Raw genomic sequence first — 12013 nt, 5'->3', positions numbered from 1 at the left:
CGCGATTGCTATATCAGATCAGGTGCAGATGGTTGTCCCACAACCCCGAAGGCAGTTGCAGCGGTTGCCCCACCAGCGCTGTCTTGCGGCAGTCGTACAGCCGGCAACGCCCTTGCCCGGAGGTCACCACAAAGCCATCGGCCACTGCGCCCACGCCCGCGCAGTCCGGCATCGGCGCATCCAGCTTCACCTCGGCGCTGTCCAGGTCCCAGATGAACAGGCGGTTGGCCCGTGGCGCGGTCATCGCCACCAGTCGCAGCTCGCTGTGCACCGCCACGCTGGCGGTGTACTGGGCCATGGACTGCAACTGGCGCTCCGGCACCGGGAAGGCCACGAACGGCTGCCCCGGACGCTTGATCGCCAGCAATTCGGCGGTTTCTTCCGAGCCGCCCATGAACTGCTGGCACGCCAGCACGGTGCCGTCGTCGGCAATCGCCAGGTGGCGCACGCTGTTCATCTGCTGGCTCAGGGTTTCCTTGCTCAGCAGGGTGCCGTCGCGCTGCATCAGCACCAGGCTGGGCTGCATCGCATCCAGGTTCATCTCCACCCGGCTCTCGGCTTCGGTGCGGATACCGCCATTGGCCACCACCAGGGTCTCGCCGTCAGGCAGCCACGACACCTGGTGCGGGCCGATGCCGTGGGTCGGGATTTCCGAATGATGGGCCAGGCGTTCGCCTTCGAAGCGGTACACACCCAGTACGCCACGGCCCGGGTCGGTGGTGTCGTTCTCGGTGGCGTACAGCCATTCGCCACCCTTGTGGATCACCGCGTGGCCATAGAAGTGCCGGTTCGGCTGCGAGGCCAGGGTCTGCAGCAGGCGCCCGTCGCGCAGGTCGATCAGGTAGCTCTCGGTGCCGGGGCGGCGCGCCACGAACAGCGCGATCGGCCGCTCGGGGTGGTTGATGATGTCGTGGCAGCGCAGTTCGACCTGGGTGGCGAACACCTGGGTGCCGTCCAGGCGATAGCCCACGGCATAGTGCTTGCCGTCGGCATCGTCACGGGCCGACAGCAGCAGTGGCTGCTGGCCCTTGCTGCGCCACAGGGTCCAGCCACCCAGGGTCAGGGCGCTGAGCAGCACGCTACCGAGTTTGAGGGCCTGGCGTCGCAACATGATCAGTCACCGTCGTTGGCATTGAAGCCCAGCTGGATGTTCAGCGCCTTGGCCAGTTCACCTTCATGCAGGCGGTGAACCACGTTCAGGCTGTCGTAGAAGGCGTTCAGTTGCTCGCGGCCGGCATCGTCCTGGAGCATTTCGCCCAGGGGCCGATCGATTGCCTTCAGTTGCTTGAGGGCATCAGCATAGGCCGCGTCGATCTTGTCGGCCAGGGCCTTCTGGTCCTTGCCCAGCAGGCCGCGCAGGCCCTGGTTGTCGACCCCGACCCACACGGTCTGGGCGGCGATCAGGCTGGCTTCCAGGCTCTTGAGCGAGGAGTGGCTGCGCCAGGCTTCAGCCTGCAGCGGCTGCGGGATGCCCTTGCTCAGGCGACCCATCGGCGTGCCGAGCTTCTTCTTCAGGGTGTCCAGCGCGGTGACCTGGGCGCGCAGCAGGTCGGCGATCGCCTCATGGGAGTCGGCGTAGCGCTGGTTGGGGAACTTGGTCATCTGCGCCAGCATGCCGTTGGTGCTGTTCCAGCCTTTGAGGATCTCTTCGGCGAGGTTCTTCTGGTGTTCGCCGATGGCCACCAGCAGCGGGCAATAACGGGCCTTCTGTTCGGCGGTGGCGACGTCCGGCTTGCTGTCGAACAGGATGTACTCGTAGGCCGACAGGCCACGCACCACGACGCTGGACTTGGCCACGGTCTCGGCATCCACCGGCTTGTCGCCGTTGACCAGTTGCTCGACCTGACGGCCCACCAGGTTCTTCTTGTCGGGCCAGAACTGCACCTGCCAGGCGCGGTTGCCCTCTGCCAGCGGGCCGATCAGCAGCGGTTGCAACTCGGCCCAGGCTTTTTGTGCGTGCAGGAAGTCGGCGCGTGCGGTGGCCAGGTCGGCCTTGCCTTCGCAGAAGGCCAGGGCGCTGACGGCCAGCTGGCGGTCGGCTTCGACCCAGCGGCTGTAGGTCGGCAGGATCACCTGCTTGGCGATCGCGGCAGAGGTCACGGCCTGCGGGTCCTGCGGCGAGCAGGCGCCCAGGGCGATGGCGGCGAGGCTGGTGAACAACAGCTTGGGACGGAACATGTCCGGCTCCTTCTCTAGAGTGAGTTCAGGAACGCCAGCAACGCGGCGCGTTGCTCGGCATTGAAGGTCAAGACGTGCTGGCGCGCAGGCTCGGCTTCGCCGCCGTGCCAGAGCACGGCCTCGAGCAGGTTGCGGGCGCGCCCGTCATGCAGAAACTGGGTATGACCACTGACGGTCTGGTTCAGGCCGATGCCCCACAGCGGCGCGGTGCGCCAGTCCTGGCCACCGGCGGCGAATTCGCTGCGGTTGTCGGCCAGCCCCGGGCCCATGTCGTGCAGCAACAGGTCGCTGTAGGGGCGGATGGTCTGGTTGGCCAGCTCCGGTTCGGCGGCATTGGCCGAGGTGGTGAATGTGGGGGTGTGGCAGCCCTGGCAGCCGGCCTGGAAGAACAGGTTCTTGCCAGCCAGCACCTGGGGCGAATCGACGTCCTTGCGTACCGGCACCGCCAGGTTGCGGGTGTAGAACAGCACCAGGCGCAGGATGTTGTCGCTGACCTCCTGCTCGCCATCGGCGCCGTTGCCATTGGGCTGGGCCAGGCAATCGAGCTGCGCCGGGGTGCAGTCGTCGCGCGGCACCAGGCTGCTGGTCAGGCCCATGTCGCTGGAGAACGCATGGGCGTTCTGCTGGTTGAGGTTGGGTTGCCCGGCCTTCCAGCCGAAGCGGCCAAGTACCTGCTTGCCCTGGGCGTCGTCCCATACCAGGTTGGGCCGGCCACGAATGCCGGTGCCGTTGCGCCCCTCGGGGTCGGCGTTGGCCAGGATGGCCTCATCAGGGATGGCCTCGAGCAGGCCCAGGCCGATCATCGGCGGCGCGACGCGTGCCGAGAAGCGTGTGTCGGGGTGCATCGGGCCGTAGCCAAGCTGGGTGATCTGCAGCTGCGGCTTGCGCAGTTCGACCTGGGTGCCGTCCTTGAAGGTTACGTTCACCGGGGTGTAGCTGACCCGCACCTTGCCCTCGGGGGCCACGCCGGGCACGGCCATGTCCTGCAACTGCCCGCCATAGACCGGCTCGGGCACGATGCCCAGTTGCTCGATGACCTTGGCGTATTCGGGCTGGTCGGGGATCGACAGGCGCACCAGCATCGATACCGCGTTTTTGGCGCCCTCTGCGGGCGGGTGCCCGCGCCCGTCGCGAATATGGCAGTTCTGGCAGGCGTTGGTGTTGAACAGCGGGCCCAGGCCATCGCGCGCGGTGGTGGTGGACGGGGCGATCACCCACGGGCTGCGGAAGAAGCTGTTGCCCACGCTGAAGTCCAGGCGCTGGCTCGGGGTGAGGTTGGCCGAGGGCATGGAGTAGGCGTTGCGGTCGCGCTTGTTCACGGTGGTGCTGCCACCGGCACGCGCCTCGCCAGGTTCGGCCTTGGTGAAACGCGGGGCGTCGTCACAGGCGCTCAGGGCCAGGGCCAGTAGCAGGGGAAGGGCGCGGTGAAGCGGAGCGGGCATCGAGAATCCTGAATGGCTAGCGTAAAACCGGCGTGCAAGCTTAGCAGGCGCGGGGGATATGAATAAGAGGGATTTGCGTTTGCTGGATGAAATCTGCTTCAGCTTCCAGCGAAGAGGTCCCACAAAAAAGGCGACCCGAAGGCCGCCTCTGTTTCAGCACGCTACCACTCAGAACTCGTGGTCAGCGGTGTCCGGGTTCAGGTCGGTGATGCCCAGTTTGCCCGCAGCCTGTTCGATGGCACCGGTCTGCTTGACCAGCGCGGCGATGGCGTCACGCACGATCTGGTTGCCCGCAGCGTTGTCGGCAGCGATCAACTGGTCGTAGTGCTCACCCTTGAGGGCGTGGTCGACCATCACCTGGATCTTCGCCTCGGTAGCTTCCAGATCGGCCTTCAGGGTGTTGTCGGTGGCCGGATCGACCTTGGCCACCAGCGACGACAGGCTCGGGCCGCTCAGCTTGGTGCCGTCGGTGCGGGTGTACTCGCCCAGGTAGACGTTGCGGATACCCTTGGCGTCGTAGAAGTGCGAGTAGTGGGTGTTGTCGCTGAAGCAGTCCTGCTCGTCCTCAGGCGAGTTGGCTTCCAGCGAGACCTTCATGCGCTCGCCCGCCAGTTCGCCCAGCGACAGGCTGCCCATGCCGAACAGCATCTTGCGCAGGCCGTTGGCGACAGGTTCTGCCTCCAGGGTGGCGCGATAGTTGTCGGCCACTGCCGGCTTCCAGTTGCCGACCATTTCTTCCAGGTCGTTGACCAGCAGCTGGGTCACGGCCTTGAGGTAGGCACGACGACGCTCGTTGTGACCGCCGGTGGCGCCTTCGCCTTGCAGGTAGTCCGAGGCAGGGCGGTTGCCGGCGCCCGGGCCGGTGCCGTTGAGGTCCTGGCCCCACAGCAGGAATTCGATGGCGTGGTAGCCGGTGGCGACGTTGGCTTCCGAACCGCCCAGCTCGTTCAGGCTGGCCAGCTTCTCGGGGGTCAGGTCCTTGACGTCGACCTTGTCTTCGCCCACCTGGATCTCGGTGTTGGCGATGATGTTGGCGGTGGCGGCCGGGTTGCCCAGGGCGTGTTCATAGCTCTTGTCGACGTAGTCGATCAGGCCTTCGTCCAGCGGCCAGGCGTTCACCTGACCTTCCCAGTCGTCGATGATGGTGTTGCCGAAGCGGAACACTTCGCTCTGCAGGTACGGTACACGGGCGGCTACCCAGGCAGTCCTGGCGGCGGCCAGGGTGTCGGCGTCGGGCTTGGCAAGGAAGGCATCGACTGCGGTCTGCAGGGTCTTGGCGGTGCTCAGCGAGTCGCTGTACACGGCATACACCATCTCGGCGTAGTGCTTGACCACCGCCTGGGCGGCGGCTTCGTCGACGGCCCCGGACGCCTGGGTGGTGCTGGCGGCAGCAGGTGCGGCGGCCTGTGGTGCGGCGGCCTTGTCCTTGTCATCGCCGCAGCCGGCGAGGGAGATGGCAATGGCCAGCAGACTGGCGGTGGCCAGAGGCATACGAATCATGGGCTATTCCTGCGTCGAGAGGTTGAACAGGCGTGCAGCCGCACGCAAAGGTGCAACATAATGCGAAAGATATGCATTTTCTGTAAAGAGGTTGCCACGTAAAAATTCAAATGCTGTTCACGCTGCCCTTGGCGGCAGCGTCACTCACAGAATCGATACCTGGTTGCGTTGCGCTGCTTTGAGGAAGGCGGTCAGCTCGCGTGCCGGCAGCGGCTTGCTGTAGTGGTAGCCCTGACCTTCATGACAGCCCTGGGCAATGATGTAGGCTTCCTGCTCGGCGGTTTCCACGCCCTCGGCGATCACCTGCATGCCCAGGCTCTTGCCCAGCTGGATGATCGCGCGAACGATGGTGGCGTCGTCGTCATCGTCGAGCAGGTCCTGCACGAAGCTCTTGTCGATCTTGATCTTGTCCAGCGGCAGCGACTTGAGGTAGCTGAGCGAGGAATAGCCGGTGCCGAAGTCGTCGATCGCGATCAGCGCGCCGGAGCGGCGCAGGCTCAGCAGGTGCTGGGCGGCAGTGCTGATGTCTTCCATCAGGCCGGTCTCGGTCACTTCCAGTTCCAGGCTGCGCGGCGGCAGGCGGTAGATCTGCAGCAGGTTGTTGACCACCCGGGGCAGCTCGCTGTGGTGCAGCTGCACGGTCGACAGGTTGACTGCCATGCGCAGGTCGCTGAAGCCCTGGTCGTGCCATTCGCGCAGTTGCCGGCAGGCCTGGTCGAGCACCCATTCGCCGATCACGATGATGTTGCCGTTCTGTTCGGCCAGCGGTATGAACTGATCGGGCGGAACCATGCCCAGCTCCGGGTGCTGCCAGCGCAGCAGCGCCTCGACGCCCACCACGCGGTGGTCGCGGTAGCTGATCTGCGGTTGGTAAACCAGGTACAGCTGATTGCGCGGCAGGGCTTCGCGCAGGTCCTTTTCCAGCTCGCGGCGCCGGCGCATCTCGCTGTCGACGCTGGCGATGTAGAACTGATAGCGGTTGCGCGAACGGCTCTTGGCCAGGGTCATGGTCTGTTCGGCCTTTTGCAGCAGCTTCTCGGTGCTGTCGCCGTCTTCGGGGAACAGGGTGATGCCGATGGTGGCGCGCAGGCGGATCTCCTGATGGTCCAGGGCGAACGGCGCTTCCAGGTCATCGAGAATGCTCTGGGCCAGCTCGGCGGCCTCGTAGGGTTGTTCGATGTCGGCCTGCACCAGCGCGAACTGGTCGCCGCCCAGGCGGGCGAGGGCACCCAGGCGACCGCTGTGGGCACGCAGGCGGTCGGCCAGGGCCAGCAGCAACTGGTCGCCGGCCTGGTAGCTGAATTGTTCGTTGATGCCCTTGAAGTCGTCCAGGCCTACGCACAGCACCGCAACCCGGCGCTGGAGGCGCCCGGCATCGACCAGGATCTTGTCCAGTTGCTGTTGCAGTTGCTGGCGGTTGGGCAGGCCGGTGAGAAAGTCGTACTGGGCCATGCGCAGCAGGCTGTTCTCGGCCTCGTGGCGCAGGTGGGTATTGCGTTCGATGGACGCCAACAGTTGGTTGGCGGTGTTCACCCACAGGCCCAGTTCGTTCTTCTCGTGGCCCTTGAGCAGCGGCAGCTGATGCTGGCTGGGGCGGTCGGGGTTGATCTGGGTGAGGTTCTCGATGAGCTTGGACAGTGGCTTGGTCAGCAGCCAGTGGTAGACCAGGTACAGCACCAGCCCCATGGCCAGGGCGCGGAGCACGCCGGCAATGAAGATGATCACCGAATTGACCACGAAGCCCTGGCCGTAGGCGCCGGTATCGAGGGTGATGCTCAGGTCGCCGTAGTATTCGCTGTAGGGCGCGCGGCCGACGAGCTGGGTGGTGTAGGTGCGTTCCTGGCCGAGGATCAGGTCGGTGAGCCAGCGGGTCGGCAGTTCCTGCAGAGGGCGCGACTTTTCTGCCAGCATGGTTTCGTTGGGGTGGCCGATGGAGGCCATGCGCACGGACTCATCCTGGAACAGCCCCTCGATGACCTGCATGCCCATTTCGCGGTCCAGGCTGTATACGGCCTGGGTGGAAGGGTCGCGGAACATGTCGAGGATTCGCTGGGCGTCGTTGGCGACAGCCTGGCGGGTCTTGTAGGCATCGAAGACGATCTGCGCACAGCTGAGTACCACGCCCACGGCCAGTGCCGAGAGCAGGACCACTCTGAGCAACTTGACCGACAAGCTGTTTTTGAGTTCCAGCTTCAATGGGGTTTCCTTAATCCATGCGCATGGCATCATTTTGCCATCATCTGTGGCAATCCACTATCGGCCGTTGGCAGGATTCATGATCCAGCGGTCACTGTATCGGTTGCCCGGCCTTGCGACTTGAGCGATGTACGACAAGTTTCCCAACGATTGATGTTAGCGCGGTATGGGGGGGCAGCAAGAGAGGGTGTTGGTGAAATTGGTTAAAAAAGGTTGGTGGGTGGGGTTTTGCTCTTTGCCGCTTTTTCGGCATAAAAAAACCCGGCCTGAGCCGGGTTTTTTCAGAAGCAGCACTTATGCAGTGAAGGTCTTGCCTTCGAACTGCTCAGCCACGAACTTCCAGTTGACCAGGTTCCAGAACGCCTCGACATACTTCGGACGCACGTTACGGTAGTCGATGTAGTAGGCATGCTCCCACACGTCGCAGGTCAGCAGCGGGGTGTCACCGCTGGTCAGCGGGTTGCCGGCACCGATGGTGCTGGCCAGCGCCAGGGAGCCGTCAGCTTTCTTGACCAGCCAGCCCCAACCGGAACCGAAGGTGCCAACCGACGTCTTGGTGAACTCTTCCTTGAACTTGTCGAACGAACCGAACGCGGCGTTGATGGCTTCAGCCAGCGAACCGGTAGGCTGGCCACCAGCGTTTGGCGCCAGGCAGTTCCAGTAGAAGGTGTGGTTCCAGACCTGAGCGGCGTTGTTGAAGATACCGCCCGAAGAAGTCTTGACGATCTCTTCCAGGGTCTTGCCTTCGAACTCGGTGCCTGGCACCAGGTTGTTCAGGTTCACGACGTAGGTGTTGTGGTGCTTGTCGTGGTGGTATTCCAGGGTTTCCTTGGAAATGTGCGGCTGCAGGGCATCGTGTGCGTAAGGCAGCGGCGGCAATTCAAAAGCCATGGTGATTCTCCTAATCAGGTCTGTTGCGGTGAGCGCAAGGCCGATCACGGGCGGCCGGAATGCATCGGCGAGTTTTTACTCTTTGCGACGCAGATTCGGGATCATAGCACCGGGCCCTGACCTAAACCACGCAACAAGTGTATGGAATAGAGGTTCCAGAGCCTTTGCCGACACCTGACGAACGGGTCAGCCCAGCGCCAGTTGCAACGCCACCGCAAACATCATCACCGCCACCATCAGGTCCAGCAGGCGCCAGGTGCCAGGCCGGGCCAGCCACGGCGCCAACCAGGCCGCACCCAGCGCCAGGGTGAAGAACCACAGCAGCGAGGCACTGGCTGCACCCGCCACGTAGGCACCTGGCACGCTTTGCTGCGCACCCAGCGAGCCGATCAGCAACACGGTATCCAGGTACACGTGGGGGTTGAGCAGGGTCACCGCCAGGGCACTGAGCAACACCGCGCGACGCGAACGCTGACCCAGGCCCTCGCCCTGCTCCAGGCTCTGGCTGGAGCAGGCGCGTATCAGCGCCTTGCTGCCATACCACAGCAGAAACACCACCCCACCCCAGCGCGCGACCGCCAGCAGGGTCGGGTTCTGCGCCAGCACCGTGGCCAGACCGAACACGCCAAGCGCCACCAGCACCGCATCACAGAACACGCACAGCGCCGCCACCGGCAGGTGGTGCTCACGGCGCAGGCTCTGCGCCAGCACGAAGGCGTTCTGGGTACCGATAGCCATGATCAGCCCGAAGGCGACCAGCAGGCCGTTGAGGTAGCTTTGCCACATGGGAGGTGCTCCGCGAAGCAGCCACACGGGCTGCCGAAAATACAGGGGGGATCGCTGGCTATTGTGCGGACAGTGGGCGTATAAGAAAAACCAATAAACCTCATCCGGCATTAGGGAAACTGATGTTCGACTACAAGTTGCTTTCCGCCCTGGCGGCGGTGATCGAGCAGGGCGGTTTCGAGCGGGGCGCACAGTTGCTCGGGCTGTCGCAATCGGCCATTTCGCAACGCATCAAGCTGCTGGAGGCGCGCGTCGGCCAGCCGGTGCTGGTACGCGCCGCGCCGCCAGCGCCCACCGAGATCGGCAAGCGCCTGCTCAACCATGTACAGCAGGTGCGCCTGCTCGAGCGCGACCTGCAGCATCAGGTGCCGGCGCTGGACGATGGCGGCCAGCCCGAGCGTCTGCGGGTAGCGCTCAACGCCGACAGCCTGGCCACCTGGTGGGCGGCGGCGGTCGGGGCGTTCTGTGCACAGGAGCGGGTGCTGCTGGAGCTGGTGGTGGAAGACCAGGAGGTGGGCCTCAAGCGCATGCGCGCCGGCGAAGTGGCGGCCTGCCTGTGCGCCAGCGAGCGACCGGTTGCCGGGGCGCGCAGCGAGCTGCTCGGCGCCATGCGCTACCGTGCGCTGGCCAGCCCCGACTTCATGGCGCGCCACTTTCCCCAGGGGGTAGAGGTGGCGCGCCTGGCCCGCACCCCGGCCGTGGTGTTCGGCCCGGACGATTTTCTGCAGCACCGCTACCTGGTGTCGCTGGGTATCGATGGTGCATTCCTGCATCACCTGTGCCCGTCTTCGGAGGGCTTTCTGCGCATGACCGAGGCCGGCGTGGGCTGGGGCCTGGTGCCCGAATTGCAGGCCCAGGCGCAACTGGCCAACGGGCAGCTGGTGGAAATTCTGGCGGATAAGCCGATCGATGTGCCGCTGTACTGGCATCATTGGCGCAATGGCGGGCAATTGCTCGGCCAACTCACCGACCACCTGCGGCGCAGCGCCAGCAGTTGGTTGGTGCCGTGGTCGGGTTTGCCGGCGTCTGCATCATCTGCAAACAAGTAGGCGGAGTGCTTCATGCGAATTCTGGTCACCGGCGCAAGCGGCTTCATTGGCGGGCGCTTTGCACGCTTTGCCCTGGAGCAGGGCATGGAGGTACGGGTCAATGGCCGGCGGGCCGAAGGCGTCGAGCACCTGGTGCGCCGCGGCGCCCAGTTCATTCCGGGGGACCTGGGCGACCCGGAGTTGGCCCGGCGGGTCTGCCAGGGCGTCGAAACCGTGGTGCACTGCGCCGGTGCGGTGGGCAACTGGGGACGCTACCAGGACTTTCACCAGGGCAACGTGGTGGTCACCGAGAACGTGGTGGAGGCGTGCCTGAAGGAACACGTTCGTCGCCTGGTGCACCTGTCCTCGCCGTCGATCTACTGGAACGGGCGCTCGCGCCTGGGGGTGACCGAAGAGCAGGTGCCGCGGCGCCTGCACGATGCCTACGCGACCACCAAGTACCTGGCCGAGCAGAAGGTTTTCGGTGCCCAGGAGTTCGGCCTGGAAGTGCTGGCCCTGCGCCCGCGCTTCGTCACCGGGGCAGGGGATGTGAGCATCTTCCCGCGCCTGCTCAAGATGCAGCAGAAACGCCGTCTGGCGATCATCGGCAACGGCTTGAACAAGGTCGACTTCACCAGCGTGCAGAACCTCAACGAGGCGCTGATCAACGCGGTGCTGGCCGGCAACGACGCGCTCGGGCAGGCCTACAACATCAGCAACGGCCACCCGCTGCCGCTGTGGGACGTGATCAACTACGTGATGCGGCGCATGGACCTGCCCCAGGTCACGCGCTACCGCTCCAGTGGCCTGGCCTACAGCCTGGGCGCGCTGAACGAGGGGGCCTGCCTGCTGTGGCCGGGCCGTCCGCAACCGACCCTGTCGCGCCTGGCGGTGCAGGTGATGAACAAGGATTTCACCCTGGACATCAGCCGCGCCCGCCAGCAGCTGGACTACCGCCCGCAGGTCAGCCTGTGGGCGGCGCTGGATGAATTCTGCGGCTGGTGGAAGGCCCAGCACGGCGGCCACTGACTTATACTGGCGCTCATTTGCACTCACGGCGGTTGATCCATGCGCAACGATGCTCACGACGATTTCGATGATGTACCCAGCCTCAAGGCCGGCGGTCGCGATGATGACGACTTTGCCCCGGCGCCAGGTGCACGGGTGGCCGCCGTGCGCGGCAAACCGCGCAAGCCGGCGGCCACCGGGCCGTTGTGGGCGCTGGTGGGCGCTTCGTTCATCGCCCTGGCCGGGCTTGGCTGGTGGAGCTTCCAGCAGATTTCGCTGATGGAGCAGCAACTGGTGGCCACCCAGGAAAGCTTTGCGCGCATCAGTGAAGAAGCTGCCGGGCGCCTGCAGGACATCAGCGGCAAGGTGGCGGCCAGCGAGTCGAGCGTCAGCACCGGCAGCGAGGCACTGAAGCTGCAGATAAAGCAGTTGCAGGCCAGCCTCGCCGAGCAGAGCAAGCAGCAGCAGGGCGTAGCCGGGCAGCAGGGGGACCTGGGCAAGCGGCTGGAGCAGGCCCTGGCGCAGGTTGGCGAGCAGCAGGCAACCAATGCCCAGTTGCAGGCGCAACTCAAGGCCGTGGCCACGGAGCTGGCGGCGGTGAAGGCGGCGCAGGCTGATACCGGCAAGGTCGATGCGCAGCTCAAGAGCCTGTCGACGGAGATTGCCGCATTGAAGAAGCAGGGGGATCCGGGGGCGGCGATCCAGCGCCTGGAACAGGACCTGATCGTGCTCAAGAGCGAGCAGGAGAATCGCCCAGCGGCGGCTGCCGGGGCGGGTGCCTCGACGGCGGAGTTCGATGCGTTTCGCGGGCAGGTGACCCGCAACATCACCACCTTGCAGAGCCAGGTGCAGAACCTGCAACGGCAGATCAACGCCAAGCCCTGATCCGCTGTGAAGTTATCGCGGGTCAAGCCCGCTCCCACCGGTACAGTGGCTGTCTGCACACCACCGATACCCTTGTGGGAGCGGGCTTGACCCGCGACA

Annotated in this window: 10 protein-coding genes; 3 read left to right on the top strand and 7 right to left on the bottom strand. The window is 65.0% G+C overall.

All coding sequences use genetic code 11. The features are described 5' to 3' along the window. Window positions 1-13: 13 nt before the first annotated feature. From LOY33_RS20595 to LOY33_RS20565, 7 genes are all read right to left on the bottom strand, one after another. Window positions 14-1111, bottom strand: coding sequence for a DUF1513 domain-containing protein (locus tag LOY33_RS20595; protein ID WP_258659917.1), 1098 nt, complete (start codon window positions 1109-1111; stop codon window positions 14-16). A 2-nt stretch (window positions 1112-1113) separates the two neighbouring features. Continuing rightward, on the bottom strand, window positions 1114-2178 hold the full coding sequence (locus LOY33_RS20590; RefSeq protein WP_258659914.1) for an imelysin family protein: 1065 nt from the start codon (window positions 2176-2178) through the stop codon (window positions 1114-1116). 14 nt (window positions 2179-2192) lie between these two features. Further along, window positions 2193-3620, bottom strand: a complete 1428-nt coding sequence (locus LOY33_RS20585; RefSeq protein ID WP_043862101.1) for a di-heme oxidoredictase family protein — start codon at window positions 3618-3620, stop codon at window positions 2193-2195. Between the two features lie 168 nt (window positions 3621-3788). After that, window positions 3789-5120 (bottom strand): imelysin family protein, encoded by a 1332-nt coding sequence (locus LOY33_RS20580; protein WP_043862102.1) that lies wholly within the window; start codon window positions 5118-5120, stop codon window positions 3789-3791. Window positions 5121-5264: 144 nt separating this feature from the next. Beyond that, complete coding sequence (locus tag LOY33_RS20575; protein WP_370409116.1) at window positions 5265-7346, bottom strand: putative bifunctional diguanylate cyclase/phosphodiesterase; 2082 nt, start codon at window positions 7344-7346, stop codon at window positions 5265-5267. Window positions 7347-7610: 264 nt separating this feature from the next. Further along, on the bottom strand, window positions 7611-8207 hold the full coding sequence (locus LOY33_RS20570; RefSeq protein ID WP_054914821.1) for a superoxide dismutase: 597 nt from the start codon (window positions 8205-8207) through the stop codon (window positions 7611-7613). Window positions 8208-8393: 186 nt separating this feature from the next. Beyond that, on the bottom strand, window positions 8394-8993 hold the full coding sequence (locus LOY33_RS20565; protein ID WP_043862105.1) for a LysE/ArgO family amino acid transporter: 600 nt from the start codon (window positions 8991-8993) through the stop codon (window positions 8394-8396). Window positions 8994-9115: 122 nt separating this feature from the next. On the opposite strand from LOY33_RS20565, the gene LOY33_RS20560 reads away from it, so the two are divergent. The 3 genes from LOY33_RS20560 to LOY33_RS20550 are packed head-to-tail and all read left to right on the top strand — an operon-like array spanning window position 9116 to window position 11914. Further along, window positions 9116-10042: a LysR family transcriptional regulator ArgP gene (locus LOY33_RS20560; RefSeq protein ID WP_236176835.1), complete on the top strand. Its 927-nt coding sequence runs from the start codon at window positions 9116-9118 to the stop codon at window positions 10040-10042. Between the two features lie 12 nt (window positions 10043-10054). Continuing rightward, window positions 10055-11050: an NAD(P)-dependent oxidoreductase gene (locus LOY33_RS20555; protein ID WP_058540892.1), complete on the top strand. Its 996-nt coding sequence runs from the start codon at window positions 10055-10057 to the stop codon at window positions 11048-11050. A gap of 39 nt (window positions 11051-11089) precedes the next feature. Continuing rightward, the gene (locus tag LOY33_RS20550; RefSeq protein WP_058540893.1) at window positions 11090-11914 is read left to right on the top strand and encodes a hypothetical protein; all 825 of its coding nucleotides are present in this window, start codon (window positions 11090-11092) and stop codon (window positions 11912-11914) included. Window positions 11915-12013: the final 99 nt, after the last annotated feature.

This window comes from Pseudomonas sp. B21-036 (assembly GCF_024748925.1).
GTDB classification, from domain to species: Bacteria; Pseudomonadota; Gammaproteobacteria; order Pseudomonadales; family Pseudomonadaceae; genus Aquipseudomonas; species Aquipseudomonas palmensis.
The sequence above is the reverse complement of the archived record's forward strand: the minus strand, read 5'-3'. Positions and strand labels throughout refer to the sequence as shown.